18 protein-coding genes are annotated in these 17,572 nt (G+C 47.3%); 9 read left to right on the top strand and 9 right to left on the bottom strand.

Annotated features, from left to right (window positions below; translation table 11 throughout):
* A partial coding sequence (locus VIM88_RS06380; protein ID WP_331862054.1) for a DUF2231 domain-containing protein occupies window positions 1–624 on the top strand: 624 nt, incomplete at its 5' end.
* A gap of 29 nt (window positions 625–653) precedes the next feature.
* On the opposite strand, the gene VIM88_RS06375 is transcribed toward VIM88_RS06380, so the two are convergent.
* The 7 genes from VIM88_RS06375 to glmU all read right to left on the bottom strand — a co-directional run bounded on the left by VIM88_RS06375 (window position 654) and on the right by glmU (window position 6,834).
* Window positions 654–1,016 carry a c-type cytochrome gene (locus tag VIM88_RS06375; RefSeq protein ID WP_331862053.1) on the bottom strand — a complete coding sequence of 121 codons (363 nt, stop codon included), beginning with the start codon at window positions 1,014–1,016 and terminating at the stop codon, window positions 654–656.
* Window positions 1,017–1,134: 118 nt separating this feature from the next.
* On the bottom strand, window positions 1,135–1,857 hold the full coding sequence (gene truA / locus VIM88_RS06370; RefSeq protein WP_331862052.1) for a tRNA pseudouridine(38-40) synthase TruA: 723 nt from the start codon (window positions 1,855–1,857) through the stop codon (window positions 1,135–1,137).
* A 10-nt stretch (window positions 1,858–1,867) separates the two neighbouring features.
* Complete coding sequence (locus VIM88_RS06365) at window positions 1,868–2,887, bottom strand: LptF/LptG family permease (protein WP_331862051.1); 1,020 nt, start codon at window positions 2,885–2,887, stop codon at window positions 1,868–1,870.
* The gene (locus VIM88_RS06360) at window positions 2,880–3,617 is read right to left on the bottom strand and encodes a prepilin peptidase (RefSeq protein ID WP_331862050.1); all 738 of its coding nucleotides are present in this window, start codon (window positions 3,615–3,617) and stop codon (window positions 2,880–2,882) included. Before VIM88_RS06360 ends, VIM88_RS06365 begins: the two co-directional genes overlap by 8 nt.
* On the bottom strand, window positions 3,614–4,303 hold the full coding sequence (uppS, locus tag VIM88_RS06355) for a polyprenyl diphosphate synthase (RefSeq protein ID WP_331862049.1): 690 nt from the start codon (window positions 4,301–4,303) through the stop codon (window positions 3,614–3,616). The genes VIM88_RS06360 and uppS overlap by 4 nt, the downstream gene beginning before the upstream one ends.
* Entirely contained in the window at window positions 4,296–5,540 is a 1,245-nt protein-coding gene (gene coaBC, locus VIM88_RS06350; RefSeq protein ID WP_331862048.1) for a bifunctional phosphopantothenoylcysteine decarboxylase/phosphopantothenate--cysteine ligase CoaBC, read from the bottom strand. Before coaBC ends, uppS begins: the two co-directional genes overlap by 8 nt.
* Before the next feature lies 1 nt (window position 5,541).
* Window positions 5,542–6,834, bottom strand: a complete 1,293-nt coding sequence (gene glmU / locus VIM88_RS06345) for a bifunctional UDP-N-acetylglucosamine diphosphorylase/glucosamine-1-phosphate N-acetyltransferase GlmU (RefSeq protein ID WP_331862047.1) — start codon at window positions 6,832–6,834, stop codon at window positions 5,542–5,544.
* Between the two features lie 75 nt (window positions 6,835–6,909).
* On the opposite strand from glmU, the gene trmA reads away from it, so the two are divergent.
* Window positions 6,910–8,025: a tRNA (uridine(54)-C5)-methyltransferase TrmA gene (gene trmA / locus VIM88_RS06340; RefSeq protein ID WP_331862046.1), complete on the top strand. Its 1,116-nt coding sequence runs from the start codon at window positions 6,910–6,912 to the stop codon at window positions 8,023–8,025.
* A gap of 79 nt (window positions 8,026–8,104) precedes the next feature.
* Here trmA and VIM88_RS06335 read toward each other — a convergent pair whose 3' ends face one another.
* A complete protein-coding gene (locus VIM88_RS06335; protein ID WP_331862045.1) occupies window positions 8,105–8,536 on the bottom strand; it encodes a CoA-binding protein in 432 nt (143 codons plus the stop codon).
* 55 nt (window positions 8,537–8,591) lie between these two features.
* Here VIM88_RS06335 and ilvA point away from each other — a divergent pair, with 55 nt between their 5' ends.
* The 6 genes from ilvA to VIM88_RS06305 all read left to right on the top strand — a co-directional run bounded on the left by ilvA (window position 8,592) and on the right by VIM88_RS06305 (window position 14,241).
* A complete protein-coding gene (gene ilvA / locus VIM88_RS06330) occupies window positions 8,592–9,803 on the top strand; it encodes a threonine ammonia-lyase (RefSeq protein ID WP_331862044.1) in 1,212 nt (403 codons plus the stop codon).
* Complete coding sequence (locus tag VIM88_RS06325) at window positions 9,803–10,699, top strand: phosphatase (protein WP_331862043.1); 897 nt, start codon at window positions 9,803–9,805, stop codon at window positions 10,697–10,699. Before ilvA ends, VIM88_RS06325 begins: the two co-directional genes overlap by 1 nt.
* 58 nt (window positions 10,700–10,757) lie before the next feature.
* Entirely contained in the window at window positions 10,758–12,452 is a 1,695-nt protein-coding gene (locus tag VIM88_RS06320) for an acetolactate synthase large subunit (protein WP_331862042.1), read from the top strand.
* Window positions 12,452–12,931, top strand: a complete 480-nt coding sequence (gene ilvN, locus VIM88_RS06315; protein ID WP_331862041.1) for an acetolactate synthase small subunit — start codon at window positions 12,452–12,454, stop codon at window positions 12,929–12,931. The genes VIM88_RS06320 and ilvN overlap by 1 nt, the downstream gene beginning before the upstream one ends.
* Before the next feature lie 69 nt (window positions 12,932–13,000).
* Window positions 13,001–13,960 carry a UDP-3-O-(3-hydroxymyristoyl)glucosamine N-acyltransferase gene (gene lpxD / locus VIM88_RS06310; RefSeq protein WP_331862040.1) on the top strand — a complete coding sequence of 320 codons (960 nt, stop codon included), beginning with the start codon at window positions 13,001–13,003 and terminating at the stop codon, window positions 13,958–13,960.
* Window positions 13,961–14,010: 50 nt separating this feature from the next.
* A complete protein-coding gene (locus VIM88_RS06305) occupies window positions 14,011–14,241 on the top strand; it encodes a hypothetical protein (RefSeq protein WP_331862039.1) in 231 nt (76 codons plus the stop codon).
* A 38-nt stretch (window positions 14,242–14,279) separates the two neighbouring features.
* Here the strand turns inward: VIM88_RS06305 and VIM88_RS06300 are convergent, their stop codons facing one another.
* Window positions 14,280–14,732, bottom strand: coding sequence for a PAS domain-containing protein (locus tag VIM88_RS06300; protein ID WP_331862038.1), 453 nt, complete (start codon window positions 14,730–14,732; stop codon window positions 14,280–14,282).
* 176 nt (window positions 14,733–14,908) lie between these two features.
* Between VIM88_RS06300 and VIM88_RS06295 the strand changes: the two genes are divergently transcribed.
* The coding region (locus VIM88_RS06295; RefSeq protein ID WP_331862037.1) for a homocysteine S-methyltransferase family protein at window positions 14,909–17,572 on the top strand (2,664 nt) is incomplete at its 3' end.

Genomic DNA, 17,572 nt, shown 5'->3' with positions numbered 1-17,572 from the left:
TTGTTTTTTATCGTTTTAACGGTCATTGCAGTGTTCGCTGCGTATCTGACAGGTAACGTGGACGGGAAAGAGGCCTTTATTTTACTAAGCGAGGAGGGGCAGGCTGAACTGAAAGCGCATAAACTTTTAGGGACCTATCTGGTGATAGCATCCGGACTCTTACTGCTATTTAAACTGCTCTCTATGATGATAAGCAAAGCACTGGTACAACTCTTCTATCTCTTTCTGCTCGTACTCTTTGTTGTCGGTATACTCTATCAGGGGCAAGAGGGCGGAGAGCTTGTCTATGAGCATGGAGCCAATGTCGAAAAAGTGAAAATACTTGATGATAGGATATTTGACATTGAAGAGGCACTTGAAGAGATCAAGGAGGCCATGGATGATGCTACTTCGGAAACAGAAGTACCGGAAGCGGATGATACAGAAGCTGCACCTGCAGAAACGGTTGAAGAAGCGGAGAAAGTGACAGCCCCTGAAACCGCTCCGGCAGAAGATACGCCTGCAGAACCATCGGAAACAGAAGTGAAAGAAATCAATGTGTCTGCAGAAAAGGAAAAGACAGAAGTCTTGGAAGTAGAGGGAATGCCCGAAGAGATGGTGCAGCCGGAAATCGCTACACACTGACACTTCCTACAAAATTCACCACTGAAAGTTTATGACCCTCCATCTCCGGCAGGGTCATATTTTATATCATAACGCTCCTCATTCACTTTTGTCTTTAAATTCGAAAGGTATTTTGCCATCGCTTTGGTTTGGTTCTCATCCAGTGCCTTGGCAAAGGATACCATCACGGTGCCAAAAGCAGTACGGGGCTTCCCCTGTTGCAGGTCTTTGAGCCTCCTGAGCAATATATCTTCACTGACTCCCTGCAGTCTTGGAGAGGCTCCCATACCTTCGCCATACATTCCATGACAGCTGTTGCATGCATTTTTAAGATAGAGTGCTTCCATTTCGCTGTTGGCAAAAGCACATAAAGGCAAGGCGGTCAAGATAAAGAGTTTTTTTAGAATCGGCATGGGGTATCTCCTTCGCTAAGTATGATTGACATTCTAACGAAAAAATGTGGATAGAAAATGAAAAGGGCTATCAGGCAAAGCGGATTGAAGATATTTTTTTCTATCTTGCACAGACAGATCAGTAAAGGATCCTTGCCAAATAAAGTCCTTCGGGAGGCGCAAGTTTGGTCGTGTATTTCTTTTGCGCGGCTATCTGTTCCTGAAGCTGTGCCAGGGTCATTTCACTTTTGGCACATAGCATCGCTGCATCGATCATCATCCGTACCTGTGAACGCAAAAATCCATTGGCTTGAAAATAGATCATGTGGCAGCCATGACGTGCTACATACGCGGTATGGTAGATCTCCCGGACGGTAGTATGGGTCACACTGCCTGTCTTGTGAAAGAATTTAAAATCATGTTTCCCTTCAAAGCAGGCAAGTGCCTGGCGCAGCAGTTCAGGATCGAACGTTTGATAATGAGAGATATATTTTTGTTCAAATACCGAAGGTGTATGTGTCTTAAAGACATAACGGTACATCCTTTTTTTGGCACTGAAACGTGCATGGAAATCTTCTGCTGCAACGGATATATGTTTAAAAGAGATATCCGACAGTTTACGGTTCAACTGCTGTTTGAGCTTTTCGAGGTCCGTCCAGAAATCCGGCAGATCAAAGTGGATCACCTGGCCTGTGGCGTGTACCCCTGCATCTGTCCTTCCGCTTCCTACAACAGGTGAATCTATATGCAAAGCACGCAGTGCCTCTTCTATGGCAGAGGTGACGGTCATTTTGGTTGATCTTTGTTTCTGAAATCCCTGATAATGGCTTCCATCATAGGCGATGACTGCTTTTACACGCATGGCACTTCCGTTAGAAGTATTTGGATATACGTTTGGTGAAAAGCCATCGGCCGACTATGACAAATGCCACTATAATGAGACCCAAACTAAGAGGCGTTCCCCATTTTTGCAAAGAAGAAGCGATAGCATAGAAGAGCAGTGTGGTCGTAAAGATCACAAGAAATGAACGGTTTGACTGGTAGCGCGGATTGATCATGGTAAAGGATGCGATCAGATAGACCGAAAGTAGGGGAATGAGACTGATGAAAATGAAAAACAGGATCCTATGCATCCGTTTGGCATCCGTTTTGGCCTGACCCCAGTAGGTGGCTATATCTTCAAATTTAAATCCGCCAGATGTTAAATTATTGTAGACTTCCAGCGTTTTGTATTGTACCTGCTGGAGTTTGTTTTGCGAATAGGTATACCCATACCCTTCATCAAGCAGTAGGGAGATGGTATTTTCTTTGGTCTGGATCTGTCCGGTCTGGGATGAAAAGAATTGTTCTTGTGCCTTGTCCGTACGGTTATAGATGACGATATCACTCAGTACGTCCTCATTTTTTTCTTTCACATACATATAGTAGTTCCCGAACTTCTGACCCAGAGTGCCCGGAACGATGTTGAGTTTGGCTTCGGCCTGTTTCTCTTGTCTGAAAGAGTTATAGAACTGTTTACTGAGCGGCATTGCCAAAAAAGAGATACTGAGCAGAAGGAGTGAAAAAAGCAATCCCAGAAGCAGAAGCGTTCGTAATACTTTTTTGGCAGGAAGTCCCAGTGCATAGAGCGCAATCAGCTCATTGTCCTGAGAAAGTTTAATCAGTACATTGGCCAATGCCGTAATAAATGACAGGGGCAAAGTATAAAAAATAATATCGGGTATGGAGTAGCTGTAGAGAAGAAGAAGCTCACCAAAAGTGATCTGTATTCTTTCTGTCAGCGCAGATATTTTCACAAGGTACACCAGTGAAATGATCATAAAAAAGGGTAGGAATATCGTTAAAAAGGACTTCGTGAAGTTGGATGATATATACCCTTTGATCTTAACCATAAATGATCTTTCCTAGCAGTTCTGCTGCCTCTGTATCGTAGAGATAGACGATGAAAGTGGCTAAGGCTAAAAAGGGTACGAACGGTACCCCTTTTTCTCTCCAGATCAGTGCAGGGACCATCGCAAGCAGTGCCGAGAGAAAGATGGCTACAAAAAAGTTGGGGAACCCAAGCAGTGCCCCCATGGTACCGGCTACAATGACATCTGCACCGCCCATGGCCTGTTTTCTTGCGATGAAGGATGAAAGCAGACCTATCAGATAGAGTCCGCCTGCTGCGATCGCGGCATAGAGAAGCGCCGTCAAAAATTCAGGCTGGACCAGTGCGAAAAGGAGTGCGGCAAAATTGACATTATCGGGTACGGCCATATATTCAAAGTCGATCATCACTAGAGCGAACAGGGCGGCAAAGGAGGCAGCCATAAAAGGAAGGTACCATACCAGTCCCAATTTGAAGTAGAGTGCCAGAAAGAGTATACCTGTCAAAAGTTCAACGATAGGATACTGTTTGGCGATCGGTGCTTGACAGAAACCGCATTTGCCGCGCAGTGCCAACCATGAGAAGAGCGGGATATTGTGATACCACTTAAGAGGGGTGTGGCAGCTTTGGCACTTGGATGCCGGGAATACAATGCTTTCGCCTTTGGGTATACGGTAGATGACCACATTTAAAAAGGACCCTATCATGATGCCGAATATAAAGATGATGACTCCTGTAACTGTTTCTATCATTTGAGACCTCCGAAGCGTCGTGTACGCTGTTCAAAATTTTGTATGATCTGATTTAACTCCCCACTGGTAAAATCAGGCCAGAGCGTGGGGGTAAAATAGAGTTCACTGTAAGAGATCTGCCATAAGAGAAAATTGGAAATACGTTCTTCCCCGCTGGTACGTATCAGCAGATCGATATCGCTGTAGGGCGTTTGCAGTGCGGCAGAGATATCCTCTTCCGTGACACTGCTCCTGCCTTCTGCAATAAGGGTATTGACGGCAGAGGTTATCTCCGCACGTCCACCGTAATTCAAGGCCAGCAGCTGGGTCAGGCTGGTGTTGTGTTTGGTGAGCTCTTCGGTGTTTTTTATGCGATCCTGCAGCGGTGCGCTGAAGGCTGTGATATCGCCGATCGCCTGAAAGCGGATATTGTGTGCCTGATAGGTTTCGAGCTCTTTTTGAAGATACTTTTCAAGCAGTTTCATCAGAAACTCCACCTCAAGTTTGGGACGTTTCCAGTTTTCGGTACTAAAGGCATAGAACGTAGCCGTTTCTATACTTTTATGTGCAGCACAGTACGTAGTAATATCACGAATGACCTCCGCACCTGCCTCATGTCCTTTGGTACGTTTAAGGCCGCGTTCTTTGGCCCACCTTCCATTGCCATCCATAATGATAGCCAGATGTTTGATCGAATTTTCAGTCATTTGTCTCTTCTTCGGGGATGAGCTTTTTAGACTCATGCAGTATTTTGCCTGCGAGGGTGAGTTTATCCGCACGCCCTAAAGCCACTTGTGCCTCTTTGGTAATAAAGGTGATCTCATTTTCATTGCCGCCGAAACTTTTGGCATCTTTTAAAAGGTTATAGCAGACGGCGTCTACCTCTTTTTTGTCTAGAAGCGCAATGGCATGGTTCAATCCCTCCTGGGTATCCATTTCCGCTTTAAAACCCACTGTTTTGATGGCACTTTTGTCTATAGATGCCAGTACATCCGTCGTCTGTTTCAGCGCAATGCTCCAGGTATCACCCAGTGCCGATTTTTTGAGCTTACCGCTTTTCGGCTCTTTGGGTGTGAAGTCCGCAACGGCTGCCACCATGAACAGGTAGGGGGTTTTCAGCGTGCCCTTGTCCGTGGTCACTTTTTGAATCGATGCCTCTGTCGCTTCCAGAACATCCTGCGCATCCTCGGCTGCTATGGGGGCAATGGCTGAGGGGAGGCCGTCAAAGTCCATCGTAGAGATATAGGTGACCTCTGCACCTCTCAAATAGAGAGCGATAGAGAGTGACTTTGCCATCTTCCCGGATGAGAAGTTCGAGATATAGCGTACTTCATCGATCTTTTCGCGTGTACCGCCGCCCGTGACAATGACACGCCTATTTTCCCAAAAAGGGTCACGATACAAGGCTTTGGCAACTTCAAAAAATATCTCTTCTGGGTCTGCCAGTGCGCCGCTTCCCACATCCCCGCAGGCAAGGAGCTTATCTTGCGGCGCGATCATCGTGTAGTCATTGTTCTGTAAAAATGTCATCGCATTGCACGTAGCCTTTTTTGCAAGCATCTGCGTATTGGCTGCAGGTGCAATGAGGATCTTGTCCTTGAATGCCAGGGCGGTCTGGGTCAGGATATTATCCGCGATCCCCTGTGCAAGTTTGTTGATGGTGTTGGCAGTGGCAGGAGCAATGACAAACACATCACACTTCTTACCCAGTTCTATATGGTTGAGCTCACTGGCCCAGGACTCGCTTTTTTCTGTTAAGACAGCATTGCGTGTCAGTGCTTCAAAGGTCAGCGACGAGACAAAACGCTCGGCGGAAGGCGTCATGACGACATGTACGGACGCACCTGCTTTGACAAAGAGACGTGCAAGATCACAGGCCTTATAGGCTGAGATACTTCCGGTCACACCCAAGAGGACAGATTTGCCTGTGAGATCGATCTGCATGTTATTTTTCTCCAAAAAATTTGTAAAAGAAGTTTTTGACCGTTTTCATGGGTACTCTTGATATGGCAAGCTCTCCTTTGGATACATTTTTGTTGATCGTACTGCCTGCAGCTATCATCACATCATCTTCTATCGTTACGGGAGCGACCAGTTGCGTATCTGATCCTACAAAAACGTTTTTGCCGACGATCGTCTGGTATTTGTTCTTCCCGTCATAGTTGCAGGTGATGACTCCTGCTCCGATGTTCGTACCTTCCTCTATGGTGGCATCGCCCAGGTAGGACAGGTGTCCCGCTTTGACACCCGTAAGTGTCGATTTTTTCACTTCCACAAAGTTGCCTATATGCGTGCGGATCAGTCTGGAGTTCGGTCTGACCCTGCCCATAGGACCTACATCAGAGTGCTCGATATGGGCATCTTCCACTACAGAGTGCGCTTTGATGTGCGAATCGATGATATGTGAAGCGCCCTGGATGCTCACCCCGTTTTCCAGTAGGCACTCCCCCTCAAAAGTGGCACGTACATCGATGTAGATCGTCTCGGGCAGTCGCATGGTCACACCCGCCTGCATCCATGACCGTTTGATGCGTCTTTGCATGATCTCTTCTGCATGCGCGAGGTCCAGTTTGGAGTTCACCCCTTTGAACTCCTCTTCTTCCACATAGACCGGGTGTACGGTCCTGCCTTCCTCTACCGCCATTTTAATGATATCTGTGAGGTAGTATTCTGATTGTGCGTTGTCATTGGAAAGCAAAGGGATATATTTTTCCAAAAGCGAAGTATTGACCGCATAGATACCGGCATTGACCGTTTGTGTGTGCAACTGTTCGGACGTGCAGTCTTTTTGCTCTACGATCTCCAGTACCTTGTCATTTTCTATGATGACACGTCCATATCCCTGAGGATCGTCCAGTCTGATGACGGACATATTGATATCTGCATTCCCGGAGGTAAGTGCCAGCAGGGAATCTTTGGTAATAAGCGGCATGTCGCCATTGAGGATCAGGGTGCGTCCATGTTTGGTTCTGACACCTTTCATGGCACCTCCGGTTCCCGGGTACTGTGCGGCATCCTGCATATGGAACCGGATCGTATCGTAGTGGGCTTCTATCTCCTTTTGTATACGTGCAGCCTGATGGTAGAGCACGACGGTGATATCATCGGATATCTGCTTTGCGGCATCGATGGCATGAAAGAGCATCGATTTTCCGGAAATCTCATGCAGTACTTTTGGCATCGAGGACTTCATTCTTGTACCTTGACCTGCTGCGAGTATGACAACACTTATAGACATTTTGGACCTTTTGGGTAAAATTACACACTATATTAGCATTGTGATTATATCCAATGCAAATTAAAGGTATGAAATTTGAACTGTAAACATTTTGGAAGTTGCGGATCTTGCGGACTCTATGAGATAGGGTACACAGAACAGTTAAAGCAAAAAGAAGAGAGGGTCTCTGAACTCCTGGCTCCTTTTTACAGCGGGACGTTGGAAGTCTTTGACTCTCCTACCGATCATTACAGGGCCAGAGCGGAGTTCCGTATCTGGCATGAAGGTGACAGATGCGATTACGCGATGGGCAACATCGAAAAAAAAGGTGCCATCACCATAGAAGAGTGCCCTAAGGTCATAGAGCCTATAGAAAAACGTATGTGGAAGCTGCTTGAAAAGATCAATGCCTCCACAGAAGTGTTAAAGCATCGTCTTTTCGCGGTGGAGTTTTTGGCAACGACTGCGGATGAATGCCTTATCACGATGCTGTATCATAGAAAACTGGATGAGGTGTGGCGTGCTGAGGCTGGAGCGCTTGAAAAAGCACTTGACTGCAAGATCATGGGACGAAGCCGCAAACAGAAGGTGGTCCTTTCTGATGAGTTCGTGACGGAGAAGCTGGAGATAGACGGTAGAACATTCACCTATGTGGAGTATGAAAGCGGGTTTACCCAGCCAAATCCCGCAGTGAACGTCAAGATGATAGAGTGGGCCATCAAACAGGCCAAAACGGTAGGACATGGTGATTTTCTGGAAAGCTACTGCGGACTGGGTAATTTTACGTTGCCTCTCTCACAGTATTTTGACAAGGTGTTGGCCACGGAGATCAGCAAACGCTCCATCTATGCGGCGCTGGAGAACTGTGCATTGAACGAGATAGAGAACATTACGTTTGCAAGACTGGCCTCCGAAGAGATGACCGAAGCGCTCAATGGGGTAAGAGAATTTTCCAGACTGAAAGAGATCGATCTGAAAAGCTATCACTTCAGTACCGTGCTGGTCGATCCGCCAAGGGCAGGGTTGGATGAGGCAACCATCGCACTGATCTCAACGATAGAGCACATCATTTATATCTCATGCAACCCTGAAACACTGGCAAGGGATCTGGAAACATTGTGCCAGACACATGAGGTGGTTGAAGCAGCCATCTATGACCAGTTCCCTCATACGACACATGTGGAGAGCGGTGTATTTCTCCGTAAAAAGTAGTCTGTTTTTTTCTAAAGGCAGCCCTCCTGAAAGAGAGGGCGCCTTTTTGATCTATACCTTCTGTTTATCCAAACAAAGGTTAGCCTATTAAGGCTTTGTGTTCAAGTTTGGTACAGTAGTTCTGTACGACCTTCATACCCGCATCTTTCGCTTTTTGTGCAGCAGCGTTGTTCACCAGTCCGAGTTGGCCCCAAAATACTTTCACGTCACCTCTTCTAATGCACGCATCAGCGATCGCATCAAATGCATTGGGTTTTCTAAAGATATCTACCATGTCGACCTCAAAAGGGATCTCTTCGAGTGAACGGTATACTTTTTCTCCCAATATCTCCTCTTCTTTAGGATAGACTGGGACTATTTTATAGCCTGCGTTTTGAAGATATCTTGCCACCATATTGCTTGCTTTACTTTCATCGGGTGAAAGACCAAGTATCGCGATCGTCTTGACATTTTCAAATATTTCTTTCATCTCTTCTGCGTTACAGTTGACCAATGGCATTTCACATTCCATGTTTCTCTATCCTTATTGTGATATAATTCAGCCAATATAATATCCAGGAAAGATAATGTTAGACTTAAAGAAGATCAAAAAAGCCTATGAAAGAGTTTCGGGTGTAGTGCATCGTACGCCTTTTACCTATGCCCCGATCCTGAGTCAGCTCAGCGGCTATGAAGTCTACCTGAAAAAAGAGAATCTTCAGCGTACAGGCGCCTTTAAGCTCAGAGGAGCATTTAACAAGATCGCGGCACTGATAGAAGCGGGAGAGAGAGGCGGTGTAGTAGCTTCTTCTGCGGGGAACCATGCCCAAGGGGTAGCATTTTCAGCAAAATATTTTGACATAGAGGCCACGATCGTGATGCCTGAGTCCACTCCTCTAACAAAGATACTGGGGGTGAAGGAATTGGGAGCGAAGGTCATACTGCATGGAAGCAACTATGACGAAGCGTATGCGTATGCAAAAAGCTATGGGGAAGAGAACAATTTCACCTTTGTACACCCTTTCGCGGACAGTGAAGTGATGGCCGGTCAGGGAACGATCACACTTGAAATGATCGAAGAGGTGGAAGACCTTGATGCGGTGGTCGTTCCGGTCGGAGGAGGAGGACTGATCTCTGGGATATCCGTAGCTGCCAAAGCACTGCAGCCAAGTATCAAAATGATAGGTATCTCTGCAGAGGGTGCGCCTGCGATGAAACAGTCCTATGAGGCAAAAACCCCTGTAGACACCACTTCTGTAAGAACCATAGCAGACGGCATCGCGGTCCGTGACACTTCACCCATTACCCTGGAATATATCTTGAAGAACGTGGATGTGTTCGAAACGGTCTGTGATGACGAGATCGCTTCGGCCATACTCTTTTTGCTGGAAAAACAAAAAGTATTGGTCGAGGGAGCTGGCGCGGTAGGTGTGGCTGCATTGCTGCATGGAAAGCTGGACCTGCCCAAGGGATCCAAAGTAGGTATCGTACTCAGCGGGGGGAATATCGATGTGACCATGCTTTCGCTGATCATTGAAAAAGGGCTGATGAAGTCTTCACGGAAGATGAAACTGCTTGTGACACTCGTCGACAAACCGGGAGCGCTGCAGTCCTTGACCGAGATATTGACCAAGGTAGGGGCGAACATCGTACAGATCGGCTACGACAGGACGTCGACAGACCTGGAATTCGGTGATGCGCATGTTTCTGTATCGCTGGAGACCAAGGGAGAAGAGCATCAGGCAGAAATACGTGCGCGACTGAAAGAGGGCGGATTTCCTTTTAAAGAAGAGAATTGATGATAGCGATCGATCTAGGCTCAAACACTTTGCGTGTATTACGGTATGACTGTGCCACAGGCGAGCATCTGGGTGAGTATGAGAAAGTGGTCAAGACCGCAGATGGACTGGCGCAGCATGGAACGATAGGCGAAGAGGCCATAGCAAGGGTCATCTCGGCCATACAGGAGGCTCAGGAGGTCATGGACTTTTCTTCTGCCAGGGTAAAAGCAGTCACCACCGAGGCACTGAGAAGGGCAGCAAATGCGGAGGAAGTGCTTTCTCGGATAAAAAGAGAAACGGGTATAGCCTTTGAGGTCATTTCCGGAGATACCGAAGCGAGACTGACCCTGATGGGGGCCAAACACAGACTCTCCAAATTGCACTACGCTTCAGACACTTTTGTGCTGATAGATATCGGCGGGGGGTCCACGGAACTTATTTTCCACTATCCTGATGAGATGATCGCAAAAAGTTTTCCTGTAGGGATAGTGACCATCGCACAGACCTATAAGGATCTGGAAAATATTGAAAATGCCCTTCCTGAGGTGATGTTGGATATGCAAATGTTCTGTGCAGAGGTCTATGCGACCAGGGGGAAGGTCCACTCCTTTGTTGCTACTTCAGGTACACCCACTACGGTTTCGGCCATGAAACTGGGACAGACCTACGCGACCTATGATGCCTCTAAGATCAATGGTACCGTGCTGCAAGTGTCTGAATTGGACTTTTTCCTGAAAAAGCTGCTTTCTCTGCCTTTTGATGAGAGGGAGAGGGCTGTAGGAACGGGACGTTCGGATCTCATCGCGGCAGGTATACTCATTTACAAGCATCTCTATAAACTGTTGGCGTTCGAGAGCTGTGTAGTGATAGATGATGGCCTGCGCGAGGGTCTGGCTTTGGAAGCATGCAAATAAACTCTAATCTTTTTACGCTATAATCAGAAAAATCTACGAATAAATGGAGTGTGTGATCATGCAAATGAGTGGTGCACAAATGGTGTGTGAGGCGATTATCGCTGAGGGTGTAAAGACCGTATTCGGTTACCCCGGCGGTGCGATCATGCACGTTTATGATGAAATTTACAAACAAGATGGTTTTGAGCATATTTTGAATCGTCACGAGCAGGCTGCGGTACATGCTGCAGACGGATATGCGAGGGCTACAGGTGAAGTGGGTGTTGCCATGGTAACCAGCGGACCGGGGTTTACCAATGCAGTCACTGGTTTGGCAACCGCCTATATGGACTCCATTCCTTTGGTCGTCATCTCCGGGCAGGTACCTTTATCGCTTATCGGTACGGACGGTTTCCAGGAGATCGATGCGGTCGGTATATCCAGACCATGTACGAAGCATAACTTTCTGGTACGTTCACTCGAAGAGCTTCCGCGTTTGCTGAAAGAAGCATTTTACATTGCCCGTTCGGGAAGACCGGGACCGGTGCTCGTGGATATCCCTAAAGATATCACGGTGGATATCGGTGAGTTCGTTTATCCTGATTCTGTTGATATCCCTACGTACAAGCCGACCTACAAAGGAAATAAAAGACAGATCGAAAAAGCGGTTGAGGCGATCAAAGAAGCCAAGAAACCTCTGCTCTATATCGGTGGAGGTGTCGTACTTTCCAATGCCAGCGACCTTGTACGGAAAATGGCGGAGAAAACACAGATACCGGTGGTTGAGACATTGATGGCGAGAGGCGTTATGGGGGCAAAGAACCCGCTGCTTCTTGGAATGCTTGGGATGCACGGTAACTATGCATCGAACATGGCGATGTCCGAGACGGACCTGGTGATCTCCCTGGGTGCAAGGTTCGATGACAGGGTTACGGGTAAACTGTCGGAATTTGCCAAATATGCGGATATCATTCATGTCGATATCGATGCTGCGAACATCGGTAAACTGGTGGATGTGGATTACCCTATCGTAGGGGATGTCAGTGAAGTACTTGAAGCGATGATACCGCTGCTTGACGGGGTCAATACAGACAGATACCAGGCATGGAGAGAGATACTGAAGCGCTATGATGAACTTCATCCGCAGTCCTATGTGGATTCCGATGAGGTGATCAAACCGCAGTGGGCCATAGAGCGCCTGGGTGAACTGGTAGGTGAAAATGCTATCATTACTTCAGACGTCGGGCAGCACCAAATGTGGGCAGCACAGCATTATCCGTTCGACAGACCACGCCAATGGATCAATTCCGGCGGACTGGGAACGATGGGATTTGGTTTTCCTGCAGCACTGGGTGCGAAAAGAGCCTTCCCGGACAAAACGGTCATCAACGTCACAGGGGACGGTTCGATCCTTATGAACATGCAGGAGCTTGTGACCGCAGCGGAGTATAAGATACCGGTCATCAATCTTATCCTGAACAATCACTTCCTGGGAATGGTAAGACAGTGGCAGACCTTCTTCTATGAGAAGCGCTACTCTGAGACAGACCTGACATTCCAGCCGAACTGGAAAGCGTTGGCTGAGGCGTGCGGTGGTATAGGATATGATGTAACTACCAAAGAAGAGTTCGATGCGGCACTGAAAGATGCTATCGCGCAGGACAAAGTATGTTTCATGAACGTTGCCGTGAACCGTTTTGAAGACGTATTGCCTATGGTACCGGCCGGTGGAGCCCTCTTCAATATGATGTTGCCGCAAAAAGGAGAGAAATAATGGAAAATTCTATGAACGAAAGACGAGTTATTTCTGTGATCGTATTGAACGAGAGTTCCGTGCTTGCAAGGGTCACATCACTTTTTGCAGCACGTGGATACAACATCGCATCGCTCACTGTGGCACCGATACCGAACAGTGAAATGTCGCATATCACGATCGAGACCAACGGTTCTCCCAAAGTGATGGAGCAAATTACCAAACAGCTGCATAAGCTTATCCCTGTCTACAAGGTGATCGAGCATGAAGAGATGGTCGAAAAAGAGATGGTCCTGGTAAAATTCCCTATTACGGAGCAGTTAAGCGATATCAGTGCCTTGTGTACAGCCTATAATGGCGGTATTGCCAATGTAGGGAAAGAGATGATCATCGCAATGGTGGCCGATGAGCCTTTGCGTATACAGCATTTTATAGAAGCAGCAGAGCGCTATAATCCTTTTGAGATCGTGCGTGGTGGTGTGGTTGCTATAGAAAGATAAACAAATACTGCTTTTTTCACTCTCCTTCACAGGAGAGTACTATCTACTTGAAGTGAAAAGGACCACTGTATGACCTACCCCCTCTCAGAACTAACAAAACATATCGGTATAGCGTTTCAAGGTGAAGATCTCACGATAGATGGGATACATACCTTAAGTGAAGCCACATCCACCCAGCTTAGCTTCTTTAATGCAGAGAAATATTTGGATCAGCTTCCCCATACCAAGGCAGCCGCCGTACTCATAGAGGAAAAATATGCCAAACTTCTACCTTCGCATACCGTGGCACTCATTACCGATGAACCGTATCTGAAACTGGCATTGGCTTCGAAGTTTTTTGCCTATAAGCTTGAAACGAATTCTGAAGCACCTGCCGCAGGTGAGGGGTGCGATATAGATGCAAGCGTACGTTTTGGCAAAAATGTGACGTTAGGTGACAATGTCACCATATTGGCAGGATGCTATGTGGGAGACCATGTGACGATCGGATCAGGTACACTGCTTCACCCCAATGTGACACTGTACCACCACACCAGGATCGGTGCAGGATGTATGATCCACAGCGGTACGGTGATAGGATGCGACGGCTACGGTTTTGCACATACCAAACAGGGCGAACATGTCAAGATCTACCAGAATGGAAATGTCGTGGTGGAAGACAATGTAGAGATCGGTGCGAACTGCGCGATAGACAGAGCGGTATTTGGGACCACCTATATCCGTAAAGGGACAAAACTGGACAACCTGATACAGATCGCCCATAACTGTGACGTGGGGGAACATTCTCTTTGCGCCGCCCAAGTGGGGCTTGCGGGTTCTACCACCTTGGGCAGAAACGTCGTCATGGGCGGGCAGAGTGCAACGGCAGGCCATTTGAAGGTCGGAGACTTTGCAACGATCGCAGGGAAAGGCGGTGTCACCAAGTCACTCGAAGGCGGAAAAACCTATGCAGGATTCCCTGCGATCGAGCATAAAATGTGGTTACGTATGCAGGCAAAGATCGCAGGATTGCTAAAGGGTAAAAAATAGTTCAAGAATTGTGATATAATCGTTTACATTAAAAAATTGAAGGAGTATTCATGAGCGGAACAGTAACGAAAATAGAAGAAATGACATTAAGCGGCACCAAAGACGGTAAGATCACTGTTACAACTGTAGCAGAACCGTATGGTCCTAAGAGTGAAAGTGTAGCAAGTATCGGTATCTCACTCCAGGCCAGAGCTGAAGAACCGGATTGGAAGGTCCATATTCCCAAAGCGAACATTGATGCAGTGATCGCTGCATTGGAAAAAGCGAAACAAAGTTTATAGCGTTTTCAGTGTGCAGTGAATGGGCGTTCGCCTATTCGCTACATCTCCTCTTGCTTCATCACCTTATACTTGTCTAAAGCCCTTTGCAGTGTGTCCTTATCAGGGATCTTTCTTCCTGCGATATATCCGATGGTATGGCCGTCCTCATCCAGTTTTGGCTTGATCCAGACCACCACATGATAGTGTTTCCCCTCACTGGTCATATTCTTGACAATGCCTTCCCAGTAGTGACCATCTTTAATGGTCTCCCATAACTCTTTAAAGGCCGCTTTTGGCATGTCAGGGTGTCTGTTGATGCTGTGCGGAGACCCGATGAGTTCTTCTTTGGTATAGCCTGTGAGTTCTCGGAACTTACGGTTGGCATAGGTAATGATACCTGCAGTGTCTGTTTCTGTGATCATTACGCCGCCATCAAATGGCACCTCTACATCTACTGGATCAGGTTTGGTGATCTCTTTACCGGTGATCGTGTTCTTAACTGTCTTCCCCATTTTCCCTCCAAGGCTTAAATCAATCCTCATTTTATAAATGTGCTTCGCAGCTTAGCATTTAATATGTGTTAATATAGTATCTATCTATAGCTTATAATTGACCTAATACCTCCATATTTAACCATATTTCGTACATACTCTGCTACAATTACAGAATTATGATAAAGGGGTCATTTTTGTCTATTACAGAAACGATTAAATCACTTTTAGAACAACGAATACTCGTCATCGACGGTGCCATGGGGACACAGATACAGGACCTTGAAATCCCTAGCGAGGCCTGGATAGATGACAAAGGGATAGATCAGGAAGGGTGTAATGAACTGCTTAACGATACGGCACCGGAACTGATAGGCCGCATACACAAGCGCTATGCCATGGCAGGGGCTGACCTGCTGAAGACCAACACCTTTGGGACTATGCCATGGGTACTGGATGAGTATCAGATGGGAGACCGTGCGTATGAGCTCTCTAAAAAAGGGGCGCAGCTTGTCAAAGCGGTCTGTAATGAATACGGCACGCAAGAGTCACCCAAGTTTGTCCTGGGGTCCATAGGGCCGGGCACAAAGCTTCCTTCACTAGGGCACATTCACTATGATGAAATGTATGAGGGATATAAACTGGTTGCGCTCGGGCTTATAGACGGCGGATGCGATGTTTTTCTCTTAGAGACCTGTCAGGACCCTTTGCAGATCAAAGCAGCGCTGCATGCCTGTCAAGATGCAAATGAAGAGAGAGAAGTTGAGCTCCCTATCATGGTCTCGGTCACTATTGAGCTGAGCGGTACGATGCTTATCGGTACCAATGCGGAGACCATTGTGACGATACTTGAACCGTTTGACATATTGTCGCTTGGCTTTAACTGCGGTACCGGACCGGACCAGGTAAAAAAACACCTCAAAACACTTTCTGAACTGTGCGATATACCCATTTCCGTGCATGCGAATGCAGGGTTGCCCCAGAACCGTGGGGGATATACCTATTATCCTATGGGACCAGATGAATTCACGCAAAAACAGTTGGAGTTCGCAGCGTACGACGGTGTAAGCTTTTTAGGGGGATGCTGCGGTACCACGCCACAGCATATACAGGCACTTAAAAAAGCGGTCGGAACGATCATTCCTAAAAAACCGACAGGGAACATCAATCCAAGTGTTGCCTCTTTGTTCAACACGGTAGAGCTGTTTCAGGAACCTGCACCGTTGCTGATAGGGGAGCGTTCCAATGCGACGGGTTCAAAAGCATTCAGAGAGCTTATCCTGGCCAGTGACTATGAAGGTACACTGACCGTAGGTCAGGCGCAGGTGCGTGATGGTGCACATATGCTCGATGTCAACGTAGAGTTTGCGGGGCGTGACGGGGCCAAGGATATGCGCGCGGTCATGGAGCTTTATAATCAGAAGATACCGATTCCCCTGATGCCGGATGCGACACGTCCCAATACGATAGAAGAGGGGCTCAAGTGTATCGGCGGAAAGCCTATCATCAACTCCACGAACCTTGAAGATGGGGAAGAGAACTTTGCCACCTATTGCAAGCTAGCCAAAAAGTTCGGGGCCGTGCTTGTCTGCCTTGTGATAGATGAAGAGGGGATGGCAAGGAGCAAAGAGAAGAAGGTGGCTGTGGCCAAACGGATGTATGATCTTGCCGTGAACACACATGGACTGAAACCTCAGAACATTATGTTCGATATGCTGGCCTTTACTGTGGGTACGGGTGAAGAAGAAGACAGGTTCGCCGGGAAGAATGCCTATGATGCGATCAAGGAGATACATGAGATCTACCCTGAGGTAGGCACCACACTGGGGCTTTCAAACATCTCATTCGGTTTGGAAAAACATGCGAGGTTCTACCTGAACTCTGTCTTCCTGCATCACTGTGTCCAGGCAGGTATGACCTCGGTGATCATCAATGTGAAGCACATCATCCCGCTGGCCAAAATGACAGCAGAGGACATTGCCGTGTGTGAAGAGCTTCTCTTTACACCCGATGAGAACTCGCTCTTTAAGTTCATAGACCATTTTGCTGATGCAGTGGTAGAAGATGAGGGTGCAGATGAGGCCTATGAGGCCATGAGCAGCGAAGAGAAGATCAAAAAGCTTCTGATGGATGGGGACAAAGAACGGATGCTGCCGCTGGTGGAGGAGGCCCGCCATCAGATACACCCGGATGTGATCGTCAATGAAATACTGATCGACGCGATGAAAGTGGTCGGTGAACTTTTTGGCTCCGGACAGATGCAGCTTCCTTTTGTACTTCAGAGTGCCGAGACGATGAAAGCAACGGTGGATTATCTCAATCCGTATTTGACCAAACAGGAAAAAGAGACAGATACCACGCTGGTGATAGGTACGGTCAAAGGTGACGTCCATGATGTCGGTAAGAACCTTGTAGACATTATCCTCTCGAATAATGGCTTCAAAGTCGTGAACGTAGGGATAAAAACAGAGCTCCAGGAGTATCTTGATGTCGTAGAGAGACAGTCTATCCAGGCGATAGGAATGTCAGGGCTGCTGGTAAAGTCCACAGCGGTGATGAAAGAGAACCTTGAAACGATGGCCGAGATGGGTATGGAGATACCTGTCCTTCTGGGCGGGGCAGCACTCACACGCTCATTTGTAGATGATTTCTGCAGACCTGTTTACAAAGGTCCTATATTCTACTGTCGTGATGCATTTGACGGTGTCGTCGCCATGTCTCGTATCGAAAAGTACAATGAGGACAATTCTGTGGGGCTGGACACACGTCTGGCAGGAGATATGGCAGAGGTTGAGAAGAAGGTGAAAAAGAAGATCATCATCCCTCCTTTTGAAGAGATCAAGATGCCTGAGCCCCAGCCT

Source organism: Sulfurovum sp. (genome assembly GCF_036568385.1).
GTDB lineage: Bacteria > Campylobacterota > Campylobacteria > Campylobacterales > Sulfurovaceae > Sulfurovum.
Note: the sequence above shows the minus strand (reverse complement) of the source record. Positions and strands in the feature narration are given on the sequence as shown.

Excerpts from the sequence above, each read along its gene's own strand:
- VIM88_RS06300 (WP_331862038.1), bottom strand. The coding sequence starts at position 14,732 with ATGGGGAAGACAGTTAAGAACACGATCACCGGTAAAGAGATCACCAAA.
- ilvA (WP_331862044.1), top strand. The coding sequence starts at position 8,592 with ATGTTAGACTTAAAGAAGATCAAAAAAGCCTATGAAAGAGTTTCGGGT.
- VIM88_RS06360 (WP_331862050.1), bottom strand. The coding sequence starts at position 3,617 with ATGATAGAAACAGTTACAGGAGTCATCATCTTTATATTCGGCATCATG.
- VIM88_RS06335 (WP_331862045.1), bottom strand. The coding sequence starts at position 8,536 with ATGGAATGTGAAATGCCATTGGTCAACTGTAACGCAGAAGAGATGAAA.
- uppS (WP_331862049.1), bottom strand. The coding sequence starts at position 4,303 with ATGACTGAAAATTCGATCAAACATCTGGCTATCATTATGGATGGCAAT.
- glmU (WP_331862047.1), bottom strand. The coding sequence starts at position 6,834 with ATGTCTATAAGTGTTGTCATACTCGCAGCAGGTCAAGGTACAAGAATG.
- VIM88_RS06365 (WP_331862051.1), bottom strand. The coding sequence starts at position 2,887 with ATGGTTAAGATCAAAGGGTATATATCATCCAACTTCACGAAGTCCTTT.
- truA (WP_331862052.1), bottom strand. The coding sequence starts at position 1,857 with ATGCGTGTAAAAGCAGTCATCGCCTATGATGGAAGCCATTATCAGGGA.
- VIM88_RS06375 (WP_331862053.1), bottom strand. The coding sequence starts at position 1,016 with ATGCCGATTCTAAAAAAACTCTTTATCTTGACCGCCTTGCCTTTATGT.
- ilvN (WP_331862041.1), top strand. The coding sequence starts at position 12,452 with ATGGAAAATTCTATGAACGAAAGACGAGTTATTTCTGTGATCGTATTG.
- VIM88_RS06305 (WP_331862039.1), top strand. The coding sequence starts at position 14,011 with ATGAGCGGAACAGTAACGAAAATAGAAGAAATGACATTAAGCGGCACC.
- lpxD (WP_331862040.1), top strand. The coding sequence starts at position 13,001 with ATGACCTACCCCCTCTCAGAACTAACAAAACATATCGGTATAGCGTTT.
- VIM88_RS06325 (WP_331862043.1), top strand. The coding sequence starts at position 9,803 with ATGATAGCGATCGATCTAGGCTCAAACACTTTGCGTGTATTACGGTAT.
- coaBC (WP_331862048.1), bottom strand. The coding sequence starts at position 5,540 with ATGCAGATCGATCTCACAGGCAAATCTGTCCTCTTGGGTGTGACCGGA.
- VIM88_RS06320 (WP_331862042.1), top strand. The coding sequence starts at position 10,758 with ATGCAAATGAGTGGTGCACAAATGGTGTGTGAGGCGATTATCGCTGAG.